Annotated in this window: 18 protein-coding genes; 6 read left to right on the top strand and 12 right to left on the bottom strand. The window is 72.2% G+C overall.

Annotation, left to right across the window (positions count from 1 at the left end; all coding sequences use genetic code 11):
• The first annotated feature begins 197 nt into the window (after positions 1 to 197).
• Entirely contained in the window at positions 198 to 845 is a 648-nt protein-coding gene (locus ACIA8N_RS22565; RefSeq protein ID WP_365778951.1) for an alpha-ketoglutarate-dependent dioxygenase AlkB, read from the top strand.
• Positions 846 to 857: 12 nt separating this feature from the next.
• Here ACIA8N_RS22565 and ACIA8N_RS22560 read toward each other — a convergent pair whose 3' ends face one another.
• Positions 858 to 1,271, bottom strand: a complete 414-nt coding sequence (locus ACIA8N_RS22560) for a MarR family transcriptional regulator (protein ID WP_365778949.1) — start codon at positions 1,269 to 1,271, stop codon at positions 858 to 860.
• Positions 1,272 to 1,442: 171 nt separating this feature from the next.
• Between ACIA8N_RS22560 and ACIA8N_RS22555 the strand changes: the two genes are divergently transcribed.
• The 4 genes from ACIA8N_RS22555 to ACIA8N_RS22540 are packed head-to-tail and all read left to right on the top strand — an operon-like array spanning position 1,443 to position 5,320.
• Positions 1,443 to 2,354: an SDR family NAD(P)-dependent oxidoreductase gene (locus tag ACIA8N_RS22555; RefSeq protein WP_365779208.1), complete on the top strand. Its 912-nt coding sequence runs from the start codon at positions 1,443 to 1,445 to the stop codon at positions 2,352 to 2,354.
• A 1-nt stretch (position 2,355) separates the two neighbouring features.
• Positions 2,356 to 3,273, top strand: a complete 918-nt coding sequence (locus tag ACIA8N_RS22550) for an amidohydrolase family protein (RefSeq protein WP_365778947.1) — start codon at positions 2,356 to 2,358, stop codon at positions 3,271 to 3,273.
• Positions 3,267 to 4,811 carry a long-chain fatty acid--CoA ligase gene (locus ACIA8N_RS22545; RefSeq protein WP_365778945.1) on the top strand — a complete coding sequence of 515 codons (1,545 nt, stop codon included), beginning with the start codon at positions 3,267 to 3,269 and terminating at the stop codon, positions 4,809 to 4,811. Before ACIA8N_RS22550 ends, ACIA8N_RS22545 begins: the two co-directional genes overlap by 7 nt.
• Positions 4,812 to 4,861: 50 nt before the next feature.
• Entirely contained in the window at positions 4,862 to 5,320 is a 459-nt protein-coding gene (locus ACIA8N_RS22540) for a MaoC family dehydratase (RefSeq protein ID WP_365778943.1), read from the top strand.
• 71 nt (positions 5,321 to 5,391) lie between these two features.
• Here ACIA8N_RS22540 and ACIA8N_RS22535 read toward each other — a convergent pair whose 3' ends face one another.
• The 7 genes from ACIA8N_RS22535 to ACIA8N_RS22505 form a co-directional block, all read right to left on the bottom strand.
• Complete coding sequence (locus ACIA8N_RS22535) at positions 5,392 to 6,366, bottom strand: Gfo/Idh/MocA family oxidoreductase (protein ID WP_365778940.1); 975 nt, start codon at positions 6,364 to 6,366, stop codon at positions 5,392 to 5,394.
• A 1-nt stretch (position 6,367) separates the two neighbouring features.
• Positions 6,368 to 7,678: a protocatechuate 4,5-dioxygenase subunit alpha gene (ligA, locus tag ACIA8N_RS22530; protein ID WP_365778938.1), complete on the bottom strand. Its 1,311-nt coding sequence runs from the start codon at positions 7,676 to 7,678 to the stop codon at positions 6,368 to 6,370.
• 25 nt (positions 7,679 to 7,703) lie between these two features.
• Positions 7,704 to 8,624, bottom strand: a complete 921-nt coding sequence (locus tag ACIA8N_RS22525) for an amidohydrolase family protein (protein WP_365778935.1) — start codon at positions 8,622 to 8,624, stop codon at positions 7,704 to 7,706.
• A gap of 2 nt (positions 8,625 to 8,626) precedes the next feature.
• On the bottom strand, positions 8,627 to 9,316 hold the full coding sequence (ligK, locus tag ACIA8N_RS22520; RefSeq protein WP_365778933.1) for a 4-carboxy-4-hydroxy-2-oxoadipate aldolase/oxaloacetate decarboxylase: 690 nt from the start codon (positions 9,314 to 9,316) through the stop codon (positions 8,627 to 8,629).
• Between the two features lie 16 nt (positions 9,317 to 9,332).
• The gene (locus ACIA8N_RS22515) at positions 9,333 to 10,358 is read right to left on the bottom strand and encodes an amidohydrolase family protein (protein WP_365778931.1); all 1,026 of its coding nucleotides are present in this window, start codon (positions 10,356 to 10,358) and stop codon (positions 9,333 to 9,335) included.
• Positions 10,359 to 10,405: 47 nt separating this feature from the next.
• Positions 10,406 to 11,617, bottom strand: a complete 1,212-nt coding sequence (locus ACIA8N_RS22510) for a 4-hydroxybenzoate 3-monooxygenase (protein ID WP_365778929.1) — start codon at positions 11,615 to 11,617, stop codon at positions 10,406 to 10,408.
• 161 nt (positions 11,618 to 11,778) lie between these two features.
• Positions 11,779 to 12,546 carry an IclR family transcriptional regulator gene (locus ACIA8N_RS22505; protein ID WP_365778927.1) on the bottom strand — a complete coding sequence of 256 codons (768 nt, stop codon included), beginning with the start codon at positions 12,544 to 12,546 and terminating at the stop codon, positions 11,779 to 11,781.
• Between the two features lie 75 nt (positions 12,547 to 12,621).
• Between ACIA8N_RS22505 and ACIA8N_RS22500 the strand changes: the two genes are divergently transcribed.
• Positions 12,622 to 13,320 carry a substrate-binding domain-containing protein gene (locus ACIA8N_RS22500; protein ID WP_365778925.1) on the top strand — a complete coding sequence of 233 codons (699 nt, stop codon included), beginning with the start codon at positions 12,622 to 12,624 and terminating at the stop codon, positions 13,318 to 13,320.
• 70 nt (positions 13,321 to 13,390) lie between these two features.
• Here the strand turns inward: ACIA8N_RS22500 and ACIA8N_RS22495 are convergent, their stop codons facing one another.
• The 4 genes from ACIA8N_RS22495 to ACIA8N_RS22480 form a co-directional block, all read right to left on the bottom strand.
• A complete protein-coding gene (locus tag ACIA8N_RS22495) occupies positions 13,391 to 16,750 on the bottom strand; it encodes a S8 family serine peptidase (protein ID WP_365778923.1) in 3,360 nt (1,119 codons plus the stop codon).
• A gap of 336 nt (positions 16,751 to 17,086) precedes the next feature.
• The gene (xdhC, locus tag ACIA8N_RS22490; protein ID WP_365778921.1) at positions 17,087 to 17,896 is read right to left on the bottom strand and encodes a xanthine dehydrogenase accessory protein XdhC; all 810 of its coding nucleotides are present in this window, start codon (positions 17,894 to 17,896) and stop codon (positions 17,087 to 17,089) included.
• 1 nt (position 17,897) lies between these two features.
• Positions 17,898 to 20,318, bottom strand: coding sequence for a xanthine dehydrogenase molybdopterin binding subunit (gene xdhB / locus ACIA8N_RS22485; protein WP_365778919.1), 2,421 nt, complete (start codon positions 20,316 to 20,318; stop codon positions 17,898 to 17,900).
• Positions 20,315 to 21,781: an FAD binding domain-containing protein gene (locus tag ACIA8N_RS22480; RefSeq protein WP_365778917.1), complete on the bottom strand. Its 1,467-nt coding sequence runs from the start codon at positions 21,779 to 21,781 to the stop codon at positions 20,315 to 20,317. The genes xdhB and ACIA8N_RS22480 overlap by 4 nt, the downstream gene beginning before the upstream one ends.
• Positions 21,782 to 22,021: the final 240 nt, after the last annotated feature.

Genomic DNA, 22,021 nt, shown 5'->3' with positions numbered 1-22,021 from the left:
GAGCAGATCCGGGGTGAATGTTCGAATGTGCGCCGCAGGGCAGACGTGCCTTGAGGAGTGGCGCCGGAGGTCCTCTCGAACGCCTCTCTCACCCTTCAGGGGACTTGCGGGCGGTGTGGCCGACGGTTGTGAGGGGCGGCGCGCGGCCGACGGTGTCGAATCGTTCACATGTTCGGTTTATCGTCTACGCTGGAACCATGACCGCAGTACGACCGGACGTTCCCGGCTTCCAGGGCTCCCTCTTCGACCAGGGCTCCGACATCGGACCCGGCCCCCTGGACGGCGTGCGGCGCACCGAGCTGGGCCGCGGCGCCTGGGTCGACCACCTGCCCGGCTGGTTCCACGGCGCCGACGCCCTCTTCGAGGAGCTCGTCGCGGGGGTCCCCTGGCGGGCCGAGGAGCGCACGATGTACGAGAACGTCGTGGCCGTGCCGCGGCTCCTCGCGTACTACGGGGAAGGCGCCCCGCTCCCGCACCCCTCGCTCGACGAGGCCCGTGACGCCCTCGGCGCGCACTACGCCGCCGAGCTCGGCGAGCCCTTCGCCACCGCGGGGCTCTGTCTCTACCGGGACGGACGCGACAGCGTCGCGTGGCACGGCGACCGGACCGGCCGCTCGGCCACCCGTGACACGATGGTCGCGATCCTCGCCCTGGGCGACCCGCGCGACCTCGTCTTCCGCCCGCGCGGCGGCGGTCCCGTGGCCCTCCGTCTTCCCTCCGGCCACGGCGATCTCCTCGTCATGGGCGGCTCCTGCCAGCGCACCTGGGAGCACGCCGTCCCGAAGTCGGCCCGCGCCGTCGGTCCGCGCGTCAGCGTGCAGTTCCGCCCGCGCGGGGTGCGCTGAACCGCCGGGCGGTCACGACAGGGAACGCCAGGCCTCGTTCAGGGCCGTCCGGAACGCGGCCGTCTCCCCGGCGTCCATGCCGGAGGTCATGCGTTCCTCGATGCGGCGGGCCGGTTCGGCGTACGCGGCGAGCAGCCGCCGTCCGGGGTCGGCGAGCAGGATGAGGCGCTCGCGGCGGTTGGCGGGGTTGGGCTCGCGGCGGATCAGGCCACGGCTCTCCAGGGCGCGGACCATGTCGGCCATCGACTGGGCGGTGACGAAGGAGTCGCGGGCGAGCTGGGCCGCCGAGACGCCGTCGTGGCGTTCGAGCACCGTCAGGGCGGTGTACTGCAGCGCCGTGACCCCGGCGGGCTTGAGCAGCTCCTCCAGGCGTGCGCGGACCACCAGTTCCGTTCTCTTGATCAGGTAGAGCAGTGACGTGCCCACTTCGTCCTCCCGTCGTGACCGCCCGCGCGGGCGGCGGCCGTCCCACCCTAGGTCATTGACAGGAATCCTGGCGATTGCCCAGACTGGCGTTCATCAGGATTCCTGTCGATCCCGGCCGTGGCCGGAGTCTTCGGCGTCCTCTCCTCCACTCCCTCACGAGAGGCACCCCTCATGGACCTTCAGGGCAAGGTCGCCGTCGTCACCGGCAGCGGCCGCGGTCTCGGACTGGCGTACGCCCAGGCCCTCGCCGCCGCGGGCGCCGCCGTCGTCGTCAACGACGTCGACAGGGACACGGTCGACGCCGCCGTCACCTCGATCACCACCCGGGGCGGCACGGCGACCGGCGTCGTCGCGGCCGTGGGCGACAGCGAGGCGGCCCAGCGGCTCGTCGACGCGGCCGTCGCCGAGTTCGGGCGCCTGGACGTACTCGTCACCAACGCCGGCATCCTGCGCGACCGCGTGCTGTGGAAGATGACCGACGACGACTTCGACGACGTCGTCCGGGTCCACCTGCGCGGCACGTTCACCTGCGCCCGAGCCGCCGCCGTCCGCATGCGCGAGCAGGGCACCGGCGGCCGGCTCGTCCTGATCTCCTCGCCCGCCGGCCAGCGCGGCAACTTCGGCCAGACCAACTACGCCGCCGCCAAGGCCGGCATCGTCGCCATGGCCCGCACCTGGGCGATGGAACTGGGCCGCGCCGGCATCACCGTCAACGCCGTCGTACCGGTCGCCGCCACCGAGATGACCAAGAGCATCCCGGCGTTCGCCCCGCTCATCGAGGAGTCCGAGCGCACCGGCGAACCCCTGCCCGACAGGCTGCGCAAGGACGAGGGCCTCGGCACCGTCGAGGACGTCGCCGGCCTGATCACCTTCCTGGCCTCGGACGCCTCCGCCGGAGTGACCGGGCAGGCCATCGGCATCGGCGGCGACCGGCTTGCCCTGTGGGCGCACCCCAAGGAGAAGGCGGTCGCCTTCGCCGACGGCGGCTGGAGCGCCGACGCGATCACCGCCGCATGGCCGGACGGCGTCGGTGCCGAGCCCGAGACCTACGGCATCCCCGCGCCGCAGGCCCTGGAGGCGTGAGATGGCCGACCGCGCCCACCGCGGCGCGCTCGACCTCGACGCGCTGACCGCCATCGACATGCACACCCACGCCGAGATCTCCAAGGACGGCCACGGGGCCCTCAGCCCCGAGCTGCTCGGCGCCTCCGAGGCGTACTTCAAGGCCCACGGCCACCGGCAGCCGACCATCGACGAGACGGCCGCGCACTACCGTGAACGCCGCATGGCGGCCGTCGTCTTCACCGTCGACGCCGAACACGCCACCGGCCACCCGCGGATCCCCAACGAGGAGATCGCCGAGAGCTGCGCCGCCCACGCCGACGTCCTGATCCCGTTCGCGAGCGTCGACCCGCACAAGGGCCGGGCGGGGGTCCGCGAGGCCCGGCGCCTCGTGGAGGAGTACGGGGTGCGCGGTTTCAAGTTCCACCCCAGCATCCAGGCCTTCTCCCCGGACGACCGCCTCGCCTACCCGCTGTACGAGGCCATCGAGGAACTCGGCGTGCCCGCCCTCTTCCACACCGGCCAGACCGGCATCGGCGCCGGCGTCCCGGGCGGCGGCGGCATCCGGCTGAAGTACTCGAACCCCATGGCGGTCGACGACGTCGCCGTCGACTTCCCCGAACTGAGGATCGTCCTCGCCCACCCGTCCTTCCCCTGGCAGGACGAGGCCCTCGCGGTCGCCACCCACAAACCGCACGTGTACATCGACCTGTCCGGCTGGTCGCCCACGTACTTCCCGCCGCAACTCGTGCGCTACGCGAACACCCTGCTCAAGGACAAGGTCCTCTTCGGCTCCGACTACCCGGTCATCACCCCCGACCGGTGGCTCACCGACTTCGCCGCGCTCGACATCAGGCCCGAGGTCCGGCCGAAGATCCTCAAGGAGAACGCCGCCCGCCTCCTCGGTCTGTCCGGCGACGCGGGGAACACCCCGTGCTGAACCAGGGCATCGGCTCCTGGCCGGCCCGCCGGGCCCGCAGGACACCCGACCGGACCGCCGTCGTCCACGAGGACCGCGCCCTCACCTACCGCGAACTCCACCGGCGCGTCCTGCGGCTCGCCCACGCCCTGCGCGCCCTCGGCGTGACGAGCGGTGACCGGATCGCCTACCTGGGACCCAACCACCCGGCCTTCCTGGAGACGCTGTTCGCCGCCGGAGCGCTCGGTGCCGTCTTCGTCCCGCTCAACACCCGCCTCGCCGCCCCCGAGCTGGCGTACAACCTCGCCGACTCCGGCAGCGTCGTCCTCGTCCACGCCCCCGAACAGGACGGGGGCGCCCGCGCCGCGGCCGACCAGGCCGGGGTGCGCCACCGGATCGCGCTCGAAGGACCCGGAGACGGCACTCTCGGCTACGAGGAGCTGCTCGCGGGTGCCCCCGACGAGCCCCTGGACGTGGCCGTGGCCCCCGAGGACCCGTGCATGATCATGTACACCTCCGGGACCACGGGCCGCCCCAAGGGAGCCGTCCTCTCCCACGCCAACATCGTGTGGAACAGCGTCAACGTCCTCGTCGACACCGACCTCACCGCCGACGAGGTCACCCTCGTCGTGGCCCCGCTGTTCCACACCGCCGGCCTCAACATGACCTGCCTGCCCACCCTCCTCAAGGGCGGCCGAGTGATCCTGCTCGCCGCCTTCGACGCCGACCGGGTCCTCGACCTCGTCGAGCGCCGCCGCGTCACGTACATGTTCGGCGTCCCCACCATGTACGACGCGATGGCGTCCCGGCCCCGCTGGGCGGGCACCGACCTCTCCAGCCTCCGCACCCTCAACTGCGGCGGCGCTCCGGTCCCGGCCCGCACCATCGCCGCGTACGTCGACCGCGGCCTCGCCTTCAGCCAGGGCTACGGCATGACCGAGGCGTCCCCCGGCATCCTCTTCCTCGACCGGGAGCAGACAGCGGCCAAGGCCGGCTCCGCCGGCGTCCCACACTTCTTCACGGACACCCGCGTCGTCCTGCCCGACGGCGCCGACGCCGCACCCGGCTCACGCGGCGAGGTCCTCGTCCACGGCCCACACGTCATGGCCGGCTACTGGAACCGGCCCGAGGACACCACGGCCGCCTTCACCGACGACGGCTGGCTGCGCACCGGGGACATCGCCAGGACCGACGCCGACGGATACGCCTACCTCGTCGACCGGGTCAAGGACATGTACGTCTCCGGCGGTGAGAACGTCTACCCGGCCGAGGTCGAGGACGCGCTCCTCGACCACCCCGCCGTCGCCGAATGCGCGGTCATCGGCGTCCCCGACCCCGTGTGGGGCGAGGTCGGCCGCGCCGTCGTCGTCCTCGAACCCGGCGCCCCGGCGACCCAGGACGACCTCCTCGGCCATCTGCGGGGGCGGCTCGCCAAGTACAAGATCCCCAGGTCCGTCGTCCTCACGGACCGACTGCCCCGCACGGCCACCGGAAAGATCATCAAACCCGCCGTGCGCGAGGCGTTCGCGACAGAGCCGACCGAACACTCCCGGCCGTGAAGGCGTTCGAGCGGCACCCTCCCTCAGCCCGCGCCATCGAAAGGAACCCCATGCCCACCCTCGCCGACAGCCTCGCCGCCCTCACATCCCTCGCCGGAGCCGACCTCGGCCGCACCGAGTGGAGGGAGATCACCCAGGACCGGGTGAACACCTTCGCCGACGCCACCGACGACCACCAGTGGATCCACACGGACCCGGAGAGGGCCAAGGACGGGCCCTTCGGCGGCCCCATCGCCCACGGCTACCTCACCCTCTCCCTGATCATCCCGCTCTTCGGCGAGCTGCTCACCATCACCGGCACCCGGATGAGCGTCAACTACGGCCTGGACAAGGTCCGTTTCCCCAGCCCCGTCCCCGTCGGCGCGAGGATCCGACTCCACGGTGTCGTCGGCACCGTGGAGGAGGTCAAGGGCAACGGCGTGCAGATGCCGATCACGTTCACCGTCGAGGTCGAGGGCAGCTCCAAGCCGGCCTGCGTCGCCGAGGCCGTCTACCGCCACTACGCCTGACCGACCCACGACACACATGCCGGAGTGCCGGTCGCCCCATGAGGTGGCGACCGGCACTCCGTCGTGAAATCTCAGAAGGCCGGGGCGGCGGTGAGCTGCTCCTCCAGGGCAGCGAGGGTCCGGTAGCAGGACATGACCTGGGCGATCGAGGAGTTCGGCTCGCGGCCCTCGCGGATCGCCGCGACGAACTCACGGTCCTGCAGCTCGATGCCGTCCATCGACACGGCGACCCCGCTGACGTCGATCGGCTCGTCCTTGCCGGTGAACAGGTCGTCGTAGCGCGCGAGATAGGTGCCGCTGTCGCCGATGTAGCGGAAGAACGTGCCGAGCGGCCCGTCGTTGTTGAACGACAGCGACAGTGTGCAGAGCGCGCCGTTCGCCGCGCGCAACTGGATCGACATGTCCATCGCGATGCCGAGCCCGGGGTGGACCGGACCCTGGATCGCGTTGGCCTGCACGATCGGCGATCCGGTCTGGTACGCGAAGAGATCGACGGTGTGCGCCGCGTGGTGCCACAGCAGGTGGTCCGTCCACGAGCGCGGCTCGCCGAGCGCGTTGAGGTTCGTGCGGCGGAAGAAGTACGTCTGCACGTCCATCTGCTGGATGCCGAACTCGCCGGCCCGGATCCGCTGCCGCAGCCACTGGTGGCTCGGGTTGAAGCGCCGGGTGTGGCCCACCATGGCGACGAGACCGGTCCGCTCCTGCGCCGCCAGGCACGCCTCGGCGTCGCCGAGGGAGTCGGCGAGCGGGATCTCGACCTGGACGTGCTTGCCGGCTTCGAGACAGGCCAGGGTCTGCCCGGCGTGCAGCGGGGTGGGGGTGGCGAGCACGACGGCGTCGACGTCGTCCATCGCGAGCACCTCGTCCAGGGACGCCACGGCGCGGCCGACCCCCTGATCCGCGGCGAACTTCCGTGCACTCTCCAGGCTGCTGCTCACCACGGCGGCCACCTCGACGCCCTCGATGCGCCGGAGCGCGGCCGCGTGCTTGGCGCCGAAGGCGCCGCCTCCGGCCAGGGCGATCCTGAGGGTTCGGTCGTCGGTCATGTCAGTTCACTCCTTCGGCGGGCTCCTGGGCCCGGGGACGGTTCTCGAGGATCAGGTGGCCGACGGCGGTGTTGGACGCCGGCACATGGTAGAAGCGGTGCTTGACGTCGACCCGTCCGGTTCCGTCCACGTCGCTCAACGCCCCCCGGGCGATCAGCCACATGACGAGCTCGATGCCCTCCGAGCCGGCTTCCTGGACGTACTCCAGGTGCGGCACCCGCGACAGGCCGGCCGGGTCCTCGATCAGCCGGTCGAGGAACGCGTTGTCCCACTCCCGGTTGATCAGTCCTGCCCGTGGACCCTGCAGCTGGTGGCTCATGCCACCGGTGCCCCACACCTGGACCTTCAGCGGTCTGTCGTACGACTCGATGGCCCGGCGCAGCGCCTGGCCGAGCCGGAAGCAGCGGGCGCCCGAGGGCACGGGGTACTGCACCACGTTCACGTGGAACGGGATCACCTTGCACGGCCACTTCTCGACGTCCCCGAACATCAGGGACAGCGGGACGGTCAGGCCGTGGTCGACGGTCATCTCGTTGGCGAGCGTGAGGTCGAAGTCGTCCCGCACCAGCGAGTGCGCGATGTGCGCGGCCAGGTCGGGATCGCCCTCGACGCCGGGGACGGGGCGGGGCCCGTACCCCTCGTCGGCGGTGGCGTAGGCCGCGCCCGTACCGAGGACGAACGTCGGGATCAACGACAGGTCGAATGCGGACGCGTGGTCGTTGTAGACCAGGAAGATCACATCGGGGAGGTTCTCCCTCTCCCACTCCTTGGAGAAGTCGTACCCCTCGAAGACCGGCTTCCAGTAGGGCTCGTGGGTCTTGCCGTGGTCCATCGCCGCGCCGATCGCCGGCACGTGCGAGGTGAAGACCGCGCCCGTGATCGTGGCGTGCTCGGCGGGGGGCGCCGCATCGGCGTGCGCCGCTTCGAGGACGGCGTGGTCGATGCGGTTGCCCTCGACGGAGCGGCCGCCGCCGGCCATCATCGCCCGGTACTCCTCCTCCGTCATGCCGGTCATCGACCCCGCCATCTGCTGGAACGAGAGCCCCAGCGTGGCGCCCCACTTGGCGAGGAAGTAGATGTTGCCGCCCTCGTCCATGGCCGCGTTCAGGTCGCGGTCGAGCAGGGCCCGCTTCTGCTCCTCCCGCAGCGGCCACGCGTCCAGGTAGGCACGCTCGTCGGCGAGGTAGCGCTCGCGGTTCTCCGCGGTCATCAGCGACATGCAGAACTGGTTGAGGTGATAGCCCCTGGCGGACTGCTCGGCGTCGAAGACGATGGTCCCCGGCACCAGTTTGTACGTCTTGTCCAGTGACATGTTCGGACTCCGATCGTGAGGCGGGTCAGCCGGCGTCCGGCCAGTACAGGCGCGTCGGGTTGTCGACGAGGAGCTTGCGCCGCAGCTCCGGCGTGGGGGCGATGTGCGGGACGAAGTCGACGAGCAGGCCGTCGTCGGGCATGTGGGAGACGAGGTTCGGGTGCGGCCAGTCCGTGCCCCACAGCACCCGGTCGGGGAACTCCTCGACCACCCGGCGGGCGAAGGGGACGACGTCGCGGTACGCCGACCGCTCGCCGTCCAGGGCGGGCGGACCGTTCACGGACAGCCGCTCCGGGCACGTCACCTTGCACCAGATGTCCGGCCGGGCCCGCATGAGGTCGAGGAACGCCCCGAACTCCGGACCGTCCGGGTCCTTGGTGACATCGGGCCGGCCCATGTGGTCGATCACGACCGGGACCGGGACCGACAGGAGGAAGTCACGCAGGTCCGGCAGGTCGCCCGCCTCGAAGTAGACGACGACGTGCCAGCCGTACGGGGCGATCCGCAGGGCGACGTCCCGCAGGTCCTGCCGCGGCGCCGCGTCGACGAGCCGCTTGACGAAGTTGAACCGCACGCCGCGCACACCCGCCTCGTGCAGTTCCCGCAGCTCGGTGTCGGAGACGTCCGGCCGCACCGTCGCCACGCCCCGGGCCAGCCCTCCGGAGGCCCGCAGGGCATCGACCATGGCGCTGTTGTCGGCGCCGTGGCAGGTCGCCTGGACCACCACGGAACGGGCGAAGCCCAGGTGGTCGCGCAGGGCGAAGAGCTGGTCCCTGGACGCGTCGCACGGCGTGTACTTCCGTTCGGGCGCGAACGGGAACACGGCCCCCGGCCCGAACACATGGCAGTGCGCGTCGACGGCGCCCTCGGGCAGCCGGTAGTGCGGCCGGCTCGGACCGGCGTACCAGTCCAGCCAGCCGGGAGTCTTCGTGAAGCTCGTCGTCATCCTCACTCCTCGTAACGCAGGCCGAGATCGGCCAGCGGGCCGCGCATCCCGTACATGTCCAGGCCGAGTTCGCCCGCGCGGAACCGCGCACGCTTGCCCTCCTCGGCCGCCTCGCGCAGTGCCGCCGCCTCGGCGACCTCGGCGGCGCGCTCGCGCGGCACGACCACGACGCCGTCGCCGTCCGCCACGACGACGTCGCCGGGGTTGACCAGGGCGTTGGCGCAGACCACCGGCACGTTGACCGAACCGAGGGTGGCCTTGACCGTGCCCTTGGCGTTGACCGCGCGGGCGAACACCGGGAAGTCCATCCGCTCCAGGTCGGCCACGTCGCGCACGCCGCCGTCGATGACCAGGCCCTGGCCACCGCGGGCGCGGAACGAGGTGGCGAGCAGCTCGCCGAAGAATCCGTCCTCGCTCTCGGTCGTGCAGGCCGCGACCACCACGTCGCCCTCCCTGATCTGCTCGGCGGCGACGTGCAGCATCCAGTTGTCGCCGGGCTGCAGCAGCACGGTCACCGCCGTGCCGCACAGCCGGGCTCGGGGGTAGACGGGCCGCAGGTAGGGGCGCATCAGGCCCACCCGGCCCATGGCCTCGTGGATCGTCGCGACGCCGTACGCCGACAGGGCGGCGACCTCCTCGGGGTCGGTGCGGCTGATCGAGGTGTGGACGACACCTGTCCGGGTGTGTTCCATGGGGCGTTCTCCTGGGTCAGAGGTCGGCGACGGCGAGCCGGGCGGCGAGCCGGGGGTGGACGCGCAGGGCGTTGCCGGAGTAGACGGCGGCCCGCTCCTCGTCGTCGAGGTTCGGGCAGGCCTCGACGTACCGCCGCGTGTCGTCGAAGTGGTGGCCGGTGAGCGGGTCGACGTCGCGGACCGCGCCGATCATCTCGCTGGCGAAGAGCAGGGAACGGCTGGGTATGACTTGGGTGAGCAGGTCGATGCCGGCCTGGTGGTACACGCAGGTGTCGAAGAAGACGTTGTCGAGCAGCGTCTCGGGATCCGGCCGGCCGAGCGCCATCGCCAGACCGCGGAACCGGCCCCAGTGATAGGGCACCGCGCCCCCGCCGTGCGGGATCACGAAGCGCAGCGACGGGAAGTCGGCGAAGAGGTCGCCCTGCAGCAGCTGCATGAACGCCGTGGTGTCGGCGTTCAGGTAGTGGGCGCCCGTGGTGTGGAAGGCCGGGTTGCACGACGTGCTGACGTGGATCATCGCGGGGATGTCGTACTCGGCCATCGCCTCGTACAGCGGGTACCAGGAGCGGTCCGTGAGCGGCGGCGCGGTCCAGCCGCCGCCCGACGGATCGGGGTTGAGGTTGACCGTCACCGCACCGAGTTCCTCGACCGCCCGGCGCAGCTCGGGCACACAGGTGGCCGGGTCGACGCCGGGCGACTGGGGCAGCATCGCGCCCATCGCGAAGCGGTCGGGGTAGAGCCCGCTGACACGGTGGACCAGGTCGTTGCAGATCCGCGCCCAGGTCGAGGAGACGCGGAAGTCGCCGATGTGGTGGGCCATGAAGCTGGCCCGCGGGGAGAAGATCGTCAGATCGCTGCCCCGCTCGTCCATGAGCCGCAGCTGGTTGTTCTCGATCGCCTCGCGCAGGTCGTCGTCGGTGATGACGAGGTCGCCGGGGTCGGGCGCGTCCGCGGGGGAGCCGGCCGCCGCCACCTGCCGTTCGCGCCAGCGCGCGAGCTGGGGCGGCGCCGTGGTGAAGTGACCGTGACAGTCGATGATCAAGGCGTGTCTCCTGGGTTCGTCGGGGTCGGCCCTGGGGTTCGTCCGGGTCAGCCCCGGGAGCCGGCGGGCCAGCCGGTGTACTGCTCGGCGAGGTAGGCGCGGCCGGCGCGCGTGGCCACCACGTTGTCGAGCTCGCCGATTCGGCGCCGCAGGTCGAACGGCGAGTCGCCGGGCGCGGTGTGCAGCAGCTGCGTCATCCAGTGGGAGAAGTTCTGCGCCCGCCAGACCCGCCGCATCGCGCGCGGCTGGTAGTCGTCGAGCGCGGCCTCTCCGGCCGTGCCGAGCGCCCGCGGCAGGACCTCGGCCAGGATCTTCACGTCGTGCAGCGCGAGGTTGAGCCCACGGGCGCCGGTCGGCGGCACGGTGTGCGCGGCGTCGCCGGCGAGCAGCATCGAGCCCCAGCGCATCGGCTCCTGCACGAACGAACGGAACCGCAGGACCGCCTTGTCCAGGACCGGGCCCTCGTTCAGGCGGAAGCCGTCCTCGCCGGCCACCCGGGCCTGGAGCGTCTCCCAGACGCGGTCGTCCGGCCAGGCGTCGACGGACTCGCCGGGGGAGCACTGGAAGTACATCCGCTGCACGGTCTCGGTCCGTCGGCTGATCAGCGCGAACCCGTGCTCGGAGTGGGCGTAGACCAGCTCGGACGCGCTCGGCGGGGCCTCGGCGAGGATGCCGAACCACGCGAAGGGGTACTCCTTGCCGTACCGCACCCGCCGGTCCTCGGGGACGAGATCGCGGCACATGCTCCGGGAGCCGTCCGCGCCGACCACGTACCGCGCGCGGATCTCGTGCCGGGATCCGTCGGCCGCGGTGTAGCGGACCCGGGGAGCGCCGGTGGTGACGTCGAGTACTTCGGTGTCCTTGACACCGAAGTGGACCGTGCCGCCGTCGCGCTCCCGCGCGTCGGCCAGGTCGACGAACACGTCGGTCTGCGGGTAGAGCCACACCGACGCGCCGACCAGCGCCTTGAAGTGGATGCGGTGCGCCCGGCCGCCGAAGCGCAGCTCGGTGCCCTCGTGTTCGTGGCCGTCGCGCAGGATCCGGTCGGAGACGCCGGTCTCCACCAGGTCCCGGGCCGCGTCGGCCTCCAGGATGCCGGCCCGCTGCGTCGTCTCGATCTCACGCCGGGTGCGGGTGTCGACCACGATCGTCTCGACTCCGGCGCGGGCGAGGCGGTGAGCCAGCATCAGACCGGCGGGGCCTGCCCCGATGACTGCGACGGGAACCGAGGCAACGGTGTCGACGGCGGCGTCGGCCATGGCATCTCCTGAGCGAGGGTGAACGTCCGGGACAGGTCGAACGTTGACACCCGGGAGTGCGGCCGGTCTCCGGCGTTTCCGTCAGGCGGAAGCCCACCCGGTCTCAGGCGGTCGGGCGGATGCGCCGATGCTCAGGTGGTCGGGCGAGTGCGCTGACGGTCTCAGGCGATCGGCCGGGCCCGCCGGCCGAGTTCGTCGGAGATTCCGTACGCGGCCCTCAGCAGCGGCTCACGCAGCCCGCGGGCACGGCTCGCGCCACGCGCCGTGAACACGATCCCCAGGGCCGCGCCGACCGGCCCGTTGCGCCCGGTCCGCACGGGCGTGGCCACCGCGACCGTGCTCTCGGAGAGCTGCCGGTCGCTCACGAAGACCTGCTCGCGCCGGATGCGGTCCAGCTGCGCGCGCAGCGTCGTCGGGTCCGTGACGGTGTGCGGGGTCCAGGCCCGCAGCGGCGAGGCGAGGACCTCCTCCTGGAGGTCCGCCGGGGCGTGGGCAAGCAGGACCCGCCCCATCCCGGTGGAGCCGATCGGGAACCGGCTCCCCACCATCGTCAGCAGCTCCACCGACCGGTGCCCGGCGATCCGCTCGACGAAGACCAGCTCCGTCCCCTCGCGGACCGCGAGCTGGATGTTCTCGTGGGTCGCCTCGTAGAGGTCCTGCATGAAGGGCAGGGCGACATCGCGCAGGATCTGGGTGCGCGGGCAGCCCGAGGCGATCTCCCAGAGCCGGAGGCCGACGTGCCACGACCCGTCCTCCGCGCGCTCCAGCGCCCCCCATCCCGCCAGCTCGGAGACGACCCGGTGCGTCGTGCTCAGGGCCATGCCGGTGCGCTGGGCGATCTCCGACAGCGTCTGCGACGGGTGCTCCCGGTCGAAGACCGCGAGGACGTCGAGGACTTTTCCAGCCGCTGTGCTCCGGGTCGCGCTCACCCGGCCAGTCTCGCAGACCGGCGTTGATCGCCCCGGAGGGGCGTCGTAGCATCTGCCGGACACCAAGGAGGCGACGTGAACCGAGAGATCTCCGGGCTGTCCTCGATGGCGACACGACCGCTGCTCGCCGAGCTGTCCGCACACCTTCGGCTCGCGCACGGACTGACCGTGCGCTTCGAGTCCGCGGGCGGCGTCGAGATCGCACGGCGGGTGCGCGAGGGCGCGGAGGCCGACCTGCTCGTGCTCGCCGACGGAGCGCTGGCCGCCCTGGAGAAGGAGGGCCACGTCCTGGCGGGCACGGCGCGACCGCTGTGGATCTCCCAGGTCGTCGCCGCCGTACCGGAGGGATCACCTGTTCCGGCGCTCGACTCGGAGGCCGACCTGCGGGCCGTGCTGCGGTCCGCACCGAGGATCGCGTACTCCACCGGCCCCAGCGGGACGCAACTGACCGGTCTCATCGCCCGGCTGGGGCTCGCCGACGTGCTCGCAGGACGGCTCGTCCAGGCGCCCCCGGGGGTGCCGGCCGGCAGTCTGCTCTCCTCGGGCCGCGCCGAGCTGGCGTTCCAGCAGCACAGCGAGCTGATGGACCTGCCGGGCGTCACCGTCGTCGGCCCGCTGCCGGGCGACACCGCCCTCACCTCCACCTTCGGCGGAGGCGTCCTGGCCTCGGCCTCCCGGCCGGACCTCGCCCGGGAGGTCCTCGACCGCTTCGGCTCCGACACGGCCGCGCACACCGCGCGTGCCAGGGGCATGCGGGCGGCCTCACGCGCGTGAACGCGACGTCCCGGCGCCCCCACTAGAGGTGGTGACGCCGGGACAGGAGACAACGCTCAGCGGGACAGGGTCACTTGCCGAGCCACGCGTTGTGGATCTTCAGCGTCGACGTGTTGCCCTGCTTGTCCGTGACCACGGCGGAGAACGAGATCCCGCTGTCCTTCGCCGGACTCGTCACGGAGATCACGCCGTCGCGGACCTGCGCGGGACGCCAGGTCTTCCCGTCGTCGTAACTCACCGAGACAGTCATCGACTTGAGATTGCCCCCGGCCGCCGAGCCCTGTACGGTCACCGGGACCCGGACCTGCCGGCCCGCCGGGACGCGCGAGGCGAGGTCCACGGGGGCCGCGAAACGGACCGTCGACACCGGAAGCGCAGTGGTGGCCGCGACCTGCCCCGAGCGGAACGTGAAGGCGGCGTCGATCCGGGTGGAGACCGCGGCGAGCCCCGCCGGACGCTCCACCGAGGTCTCCAGGCGGTACGCGGCGTCGGCCCCGTCCACCGTGAAGGGCTGCCACCCGGTCAGCGGATCGTCGTTCGCGCCGACCTCGACACCGTCGCGGTACAGCTTCGTCGTGGCGGAGACGTTCACCGGGACACCGACATGGCCCTTGCCGTCCGCGAACAGGGGCAGGGAGCCGTAGAGCCGCTGCTCGCCCGTCTCCGGGTCGGGCGCGGTACGGAAGACACCCATGCCCTCGCCCAGGACCGGCCCGAAGACGCCCGTGTTGAACGTCTCCCGGTACGTCCCGCCCGCCGCGTAACGCTTCGGCCGGACCATCTCGTAGCCGCCCTCGAAGGCCGGGTAACCCCACTCGTCGACCGCGCCCAGCTGGTTGAACCTGGTCAGCCACTTCACGCCGTCGGCGGTGGAGACATGGAAGGTACGGGTTCCGGGGGCCGCCTGCGGGGCGGAGAAGCCGTTGCCCTCCGGCGCGCCCGGCAGATGGGCGTACGGGGAGGTGAGCGTCGACTTCCCGGGGGCCGAGGCGCCGAGACGGACCTTGAGCGTGGCCAGTTCGTCCGCCTTCACGTGCCGGGTGTAGCCGGTCGCGACCGTGTTCGCCTTGCCGCCGAAGGCCACCGAGTACTGGCTGCCGGCGTCCTTGAGGAAGTGCGCGTCCCAGGTCTGCAGGAGCGTGCCGTCGGTGACGGCGGGACCCAGGTGGGCGGTGCGGAAGCCCGTGAAGCCCCGCAGGACCCAGCCGTTGCCGACGCGGCCGCTCCCGGTGCCGACCTCGTAGTACGTCCCCGCGTAGTCCGCCCGGTCGATGCCGGGCACGGTGAGGTCCACCGGCTTCGTGGTGCGGGCGTCGGCGGTGACCGTCGTGTCACCGGACACGTCCAGCTTCGGCTGGGCGATCCAGTCGGTGCCCTTCGCGTAGTCCGAAGGGTCCTGGTAGACGGCCGTGTTGAACGTGTACGAGCCCTTGGGCACGCGGATCGTGTGGCTGCCCGGCTCGTCGTCGACACGGGCCTGGAAGCCGGTGGCGGCTCCGGCGACGCCCGTCAGGGTGCTGGAGAAGTTCTCGGCGTCCGTACCGTCACGGTCCACCGCCCTCACGGTCACGTCGTACGACTCCGCCTCCCGGGTGGCCACCGCGGCCGTGCGCACGGACTGGCCCGCGCCGGTGGCGGTGACATGGCCCGAGTAGGTGCCGTCGGCGTCACCGATCCTGGTGTCGGCGACGAGGTCGACCTCGGCCGTGCCGCCCGCGGGCACGGTCACCTTGGAGGCGCCGAGCGAGAAGAACCCGGCCGGGGCCGGCTTTCCCGACGGATCGAGCGTCGACACCGCCAGGTCGAGGGTGACGTCACCGGTCCCCAGGTTGCGGTAGACGACCTTCCTGGTGAGGAGCCGGTCGTCGGCGTGCGGCCACCGCGCCGTGCCGAAGTTCAGCGAGACCGGATCGGCGATCACGCTCTGGGTCAGCGCCTTGTCGACCTGGACACGGCCCGAGCCCTGCTGGAAGGCGGTGTGGGCGCCCCCCTTCGTGGACGCGGTCAGCGCGCCCTTCAGCTCGGTGGACTTCCAGTCCGGGTGCCGCTGCTTCAGGATCGCCGCCGCGCCCGCGACGTGCGGGGTCGCCATCGACGTACCGTCGAGCTGGAGGTAGCCCGGCGCCGGGTGCGGCGTGCCCGGGCGCGTGTCGAGGGCGCTGCCGGGGGCGGCGGCCGCGGTGACGGCGACACCGGGCGCGGTCACGTCCGGCTTGACGGCGCCGTCGTCGACGCGCGGGCCGGTGCTGGAGAAGGGCGCGAGTCTGTCGTCCTTGTCCACGGCGCCGACGGTCAGCGCGGCGTCCGCGCTGCCCGGGGAGCCGATCGTCGACGCGCCGGACTCGCCGTCGTTGCCCGCCGCCACGGCGAACAGGATCCCCTTCTGGGCGGACAGCCTGTCGACCGTGGCCTCAAGGGGGTCGACACCGGGGCTGTCGGGGCTGCCCAGGCTGAGGTTGACCACGTCCGCGCCTTCGGCGGCGGCCCACTCGATGCCCGCGATGACGGCGGAGTCGTCCCCGTAACCCTCGTCGTCGAGGACCTTCCCGCTGATCACCTCGGCGCCGGGGGCGACGCCCTTGTACCGGCCGCCGGACCTGGCGCCGGTGCCCGCGGCGATCGACGCGACGTGCGTGCCGTGCCCGACGCGGTCCACGGCGTCGGGGGAGGCGGAGAAGTTCTTCTCGCCGACGACGCGGGTCCTGAGGTCCTCGTGGGTCTTGTCGACGCCGGTGTCGAGGACGGCGATCCTGACGCCCGTACCGTCGAACCCGGACTCCCACGCCTTGTCGGCGCCGATCTGCCGGACGCCGCGGTCCAGGCTCGCCCCGCGCACCCCGTCCAGCCACACCGAGCCGATGCCGGAGGCGGCGGCGCGCGCCCCGCCGCTCCGCCGGTTCGTCAGGGCCTCCCACACCTCGGCCACGTCGTCCGGCGACGTGCGGATGGCGTCGGCGTCGATGGTCGGGAACGTGCGCCGCAGCTGGGTGTCGCCCGCCGTACGCACCTCGGCCCGTGCGGCGCCGGCACCCCCCTCGTACCGCACGATCAGCTTGAGTCCGGTGCGGTGGCTCTCGCGGAGCCGCGGGTCGGTGAGGACGTCGAGGTCGAAGAGCCGCTGGTCGAGCCTGCCCGTGGCGATCAGGCGCTGGGCGTCGGCGGGCACCACCAGGGTGTGGCCCGGGGTGCGCTGTACCTGTACGGGTATGTGCTCACGGCCCACGGCGGACTCGAAGCCCACCATCCGGCCCTTCGCGTCCACCACCACACGGTCGCCCGTGATGAGCGGGATCCGTTGGCCGCCGTCGGCGCGTGCGGTGTCCGGTGCGGCCTTCGCGTACGCGGCGATCGCCGTCGCGGGGCCGGTCATGCCTGCTACGAGGGCCACCGATGTGGCCGCCGCGATGGTGAAGGCGCGTGCTCGCTTCACTTGTGCGCGCAAGTCTCCCCCAGGAGCTTGGGATGAGGTCGAGTGGTCGAACCGGCGCGGGACGCGAGAGCGCGCCCGCCGCCGGTCAGCGCAGTATGTGAGGTGATCGACGACGCCGCGGGAGCGCGGCGTCGAACCGCATGCTTTCAAGCCACCTCGCGGCGACGCTGTGCGATGGGACGACGATGGGGGTGTGACGAACGTGTGACACCGGAGCGATGGTTGCGCGACACCGGCCCCCGCGGACCCGCCGGAAACACGGGCAGGGCCGGGCCCCGAGCGGCTTTCGAGGGCCGGCGCCCTCGCGGTCGGAGCCCGCCCTTCCTCTTGGCCGTATCAGCCCCCCTCGGTCTCGAAGGCGCGCAGCAGGTCGGCGGCGACACTGACGGCGATGGTGGCGGGCTCCTTGCCGGTGATGCCGGCGAGCCCGATCGGGGTCTTGATCCGGTCGACGGCGGCCTCGTCGTGACCGCCCTCCGTGAGGAGGCGTCCGCGGAACCGCGACCACTTGGCCGCCGACCCGATGAGCCCGACGGAGCCGAGATGGTCGGTCCGCAGGGCGGCGTCGCACAGCGCGGCGTCCTCGGCGTGATCGTGGGTCATGATCAGGACGTGGGTGCCGGGCGGCAGCTCGTCGAGGACCTCCTCCGGCAGCAGTGGCGTGTGGTGCACCCGCACCCGCGCCACCGCGTCCCCGAGGACGGCGAGCCGCTCCTCGGCGAGGAGGTCGGCGCGGCTGTCGACCAGATGGAGGTCGAGGTCCTGGCGCGCCAGGACGCGCGCCAGTTCCATCCCGACGTGCCCGACGCCGAAGATCGCCACCGCCCGTACCACCGGCAGCGGTTCGAGCAGCACCGAGACCGTTCCACCGCAGCACTGGACGCCGTGCCGGTTTGTCACCTTGTCGTTGAGGGCGAAGTCGATCAGCTCCGGCTCGGGCCCGGCGGCGAGGAACATCTCCCGGGCCCGGTCGATCGCGACGGCCTCGACGTTGCCGCCGCCGATCGAGCCCCACGTCTCGCTCCGCCCCACGACGAGTTTCGCGCCGGCGTTGCGCGGGGCGTGGCCGCGCACGGTCGCGACGGTCACGAGCACGCCGAACTCCCGGCGTGCCCGCAGCCCCGCGACCGCGGCGACCCACGTCATGTCAGGCACTGCCGACCACTTCTGAAGCTCCGACAGCCGCTTCCTCAGCTCCGACGGCCGTTTCCTCAGCCCCGGCGACCGCTCCCTCCGCCCCGGCGGCCCGGCGGGCCGCCTGGACCGCCCAGTACACGGCCTCCGGCGTCGCGGGCGACGCCAGCTCGACGGCGACCCCGGCGGGCCCGAACGCGGCGGCGGCCTGCCGCAACGCCTCCCGCACCGAGAACGCGAGCATCACCGGAGGCTCGCCCACCGCCTTCGACCCGTACACCGCGCCCTCTTCGGTGGCGTTCTCGAGCAGCGTGACGTTGAACTCCTCGGGCATCTCCGAGAAGCTCGGCAGCTTGTACGTGCTCGCCGCCTGCGTGAGCAGCCGCCCGCGGCCCGGTCCGTCACCGGCGTCCCACCGCAGGTCCTCAAGGGTCAGCCAGCCCGCGCCCTGCACGAAACCGCCCTCGACCTGACCGATGTCGATCATCGGGGACAGGCTGTCGCCGACGTCGTGCACGATGTCCACCCGCCGGAGGCGGTACGCGCCGGTGAAGCCGTCCACCTCGACCTCGGCCGCGGCGGCGCCGTGGGAGAAGTACTTGAACGGGGAGCCCTGGAACCCCTTGGCGTCCCAGTGCAGGCCCTCCGTACGGTAGAAACCGGCCGCGGACAGCTGGACCCGCTGGAGGTACGCGGTCCGCACGAGGTCGTCCCAGGCCAGCTCCCGGTCGCTGCCCGGAGTACGCGCGACCCCGTCGACGATGCGTACGTCCGAGGCGTTCGCCCCGAGCTGCGTGGCGGCGACCTGGAGCAGTCGCGCGCGCAACTGCTCGCAGGCGTTCTTCACCGCCGCGCCGTTGAGGTCCGTTCCGGCGCTGGCGGCGGTGGCGGAGGTGTTGGGCACCTTGTCGGTACGCGTCGGGGCGAGCCGCACCTTGTGGAGGGGGATGCCGAGCGCGGTCGCGGCCACCTGCAGCATCTTGGTGTGCAGGCCCTGGCCCATCTCGGTGCCGCCGTGGTTGATCAGGACCGAGCCGTCCTTGTAGATCAGCACCAGCGCGCCGCCCTGGTTGAAGGCGGTGAGGTTGAACGAGATCCCGAACTTGACGCCGGTGAGGGCGAGCGCCCGCTTGGTGTGCGGGTGCGCGGCGTTGAAGGCGGCGATCTCGCGTTCGCGCTCGGCGAGGCGGGCGTCGGCCTTGACCTGCTCCCAGACGGCGGAGATCCGCTCGGGCCTGACGACCGGCTGCCCGTACGGCGTGGACTGACCGGAGCGGTAGAAGTTCCGCTCCCGCAGCTCCCTCGGGTCCAGGCCGAGCAGCGGTGCGCACCGGCCCATGATGTCCTCGATCACCAGCATGCCCTGGGGCCCGCCGAAGCCGCGGAAGGCGGTGTTGGAGACCTTGTTGGTCCTGGCGATGCGGCCGGTGACGCGCGCGTGGGGGATCCAGTAGGTGTTGTCGATGTGGCACAGCGCCCGCGCCACCACCGGCTCCGACAGGTCCAGGCTCCAGCCGCCGTCCGCCGTCAGGGTGGCCTCCAGGGCCTGGATGCGGCCGTCGGCGTCGAAGCCGATGCGCCACTCGGCGTGGAACCCGTGCCGCTTGCCGGACATCGTCAGGTCCTGGGTCCTGTTGAGCCGTACCCGGACCGGCCGGCCGGTCAGCCTGGCGCCGAGCGCGGCGACCGCCGCGAACCCGTGCGGCTGCATCTCCTTGCCGCCGAAGCCGCCGCCCATGCGCAGGCACTGCACGGTCACCTCGTGGCTGTGCAGGCCGAGGACGTGGGCGACGATCTCCTGGGTCTCCGAGGGATGCTGGGTGCTGCTCTGTACGAACACCTGCCCGCCCTCGTCGATGTGGGCGAGCGCCGCGTGCGTCTCCAGGTAGAAGTGCTCCTGGTCGGAGAAGAGGAGTTCGCCGGTGAACACGTGCGCGGAGTCCGCGAAGCCGGCGTCGACGTCACCGGTCGTCATCACGGGCCGGGCTCCGTGGAAGCTGCCGGCCGCGATCGCCTCGGGAAGCGTGACCACGGAGGGCAGTTCGTCGAGGTCCACCTCGACGGCCGCCGCTCCGAGCCGGGCCGCCTCCAGGGTCTCGCCGAGCACCCAGGCGACCGCGTGGCCGTGGAACATGACCTCGTCAGGGAACAGCGGTTCGTCGTGCTTCATCCCGGCGTCGTTGACACCGGGCACGTCGGCGCCGGTCAGCACGCGGACCACACCGGGCACGGCGAGCGCCGGCGCCGTGCGCAGCGCCGTGATCCTGCCGTGGGCCCTCATGACCTGGACCGGGTGGGCGTGCAGCACGTCCTTGGTGCGGTGCACCAGGTCGTCGGTGTAGAGCGCGGCGCCGGTGACGTGCAGCGCGGCACTCTCGTGCGGCATCGACACGCCGACGACGGACTTCTCGGGCCGCTCGGACAGATGACTCATGACGACACCGCCTCGGTGGTTCGCGCGTACAGCTTCAGCAGGCTCTGGCCGAGCATCGCGGAGCGGTAGAGGGAGCTGGCCCGATGGTCGTCCATCGGCGTGCCCTCGCCCCGCAGCACCGCGGCCGCGGCCGCGACGGTCTCCGCCGCCCACGGCTCGCCCTCCAGGGCGGCCTCGGTGGCGCGGGCGCGGATCGGGGTGGCGGCCACACCGCCCAGGCCGATGCGTGCCGTACGGACGATCCCGCCCTCGATGTCGAGCGCGAAGGCGACCGCCACGCTGGAGATGTCGTCGAAACGCCGCTTGGCGATCTTGTGGAAGGCCGTGACCGGCGACAGCGGCAGCGGGACCCGCACCGCGCGGATCAGCTCGCCGGGACGGCGCACGCTCTGCCGGTAGCCGGTGAAGTACGCGGAGAGGGGTACCTCGCGCTCTCCGTCGGGGCCTGCGAGCACCACCGACGCGTCCAGCGCGAGCAGCACCGGCGGGCTGTCACCGATGGGGGAGCCCGTTCCCAGGTTGCCGCCGAGGGTCGCGCTGTTGCGGATGAGCCGGGAAGCGAACTGCGGGAAGAGTTCCGCGAGCAGAGGGACGGCGCCGTCGAGGCGGCGTTCGATCTCGGTGAGCGTCAGCGACGCCCCGATCTCGACGTGGTCGGAAGCGACGCGCAGTTCGCGCAGCTCGGGCAGTCTGTCGACGGCGACGACACAATCCGCCCGCCGGGCACGGATGTTGACCTCCACACCCCAGTCGGTGGAGCCGGCGACCACCACCGCCCCGGGCCGCTCCCGCAGCAGCCTCAGCGTGTCGGCGAGGGTGTCCCTCCGCAGGAACGCGCGGTCGTCCCGGGCGTATTCGGTGGCGACCGGAGCGGGCGGGTTCTGCTCACGGCGCCGCGCCAGCGGGTCGTCGTCGGCGGGTGCGCCCACGGCGAACGCGGCGTCGCGGATAGGGCGGTAGCCGGTGCAGCGGCACAGGTTGCCGCTCAGCGCGTGCAGGTCGAAACCGTTCGGACCGTGCTCGGCGTCGGTCGTGCCGTCCGCCGGGTCCGGATGCGCACAGCGGTCGGGCCGGTAGTACTCGGCGGCCATGCTGCAGACGAACCCCGGCGTGCAGTAGCCGCATTGGGACCCGCCACGAACCGCCAACTCCTCCTGCACCGGGTGCAGGACGGGCCGGCTGCCGGGTTCTCCGGCGGTGGAGAGGCCCTCGGAGGTGACGATCTCCTGACCGTCGAGCGCCGCGGCCGGAACCAGGCAGGCGTTGACCGCCACCCAGTCGGTGGGCTTGTCCACGCCCGGCCGGGCCACCAGGACCGAACAGGCGCCGCACTCACCCTCGGCGCAGCCCTCCTTGGTGCCCGTGAGGCCGCGCTCGCGCAGGAAGTCGAGCACGGTGGTGTGGGGCGCGGCGGGAGCGAGGGGTGTCTCTCGCCCGTTGACGGTGATCCGGGCCGCTACCACGACGGGCCTCCGCATCGGCGCGCGGTCGGTCGGTTCTTCATGTTCGCCAAGGTCAGGCAGCTTTCTGTGCTCGGAGGCGCCACGTGACGGAGACGGGCGCGAGACGGCACGCGACAGCGGCGTGCCAGGAGAAGGTGAGGGGGAGTGCGGGATCGCGCCACGGAAGGGCGCGGCGGAACGGCGTGTCAGCAGCCGTGCGCGATGCGACCCGGAACCCAGGCCGTGGTGCGGGCGAGGCGA

Origin of the sequence: Streptomyces sp. NPDC051822 (assembly GCF_044452745.1) — a bacterium.
Lineage (GTDB): Bacteria > Actinomycetota > Actinomycetes > Streptomycetales > Streptomycetaceae > Streptomyces.
Note: the sequence above shows the minus strand (reverse complement) of the source record. Positions and strands in the feature narration are given on the sequence as shown.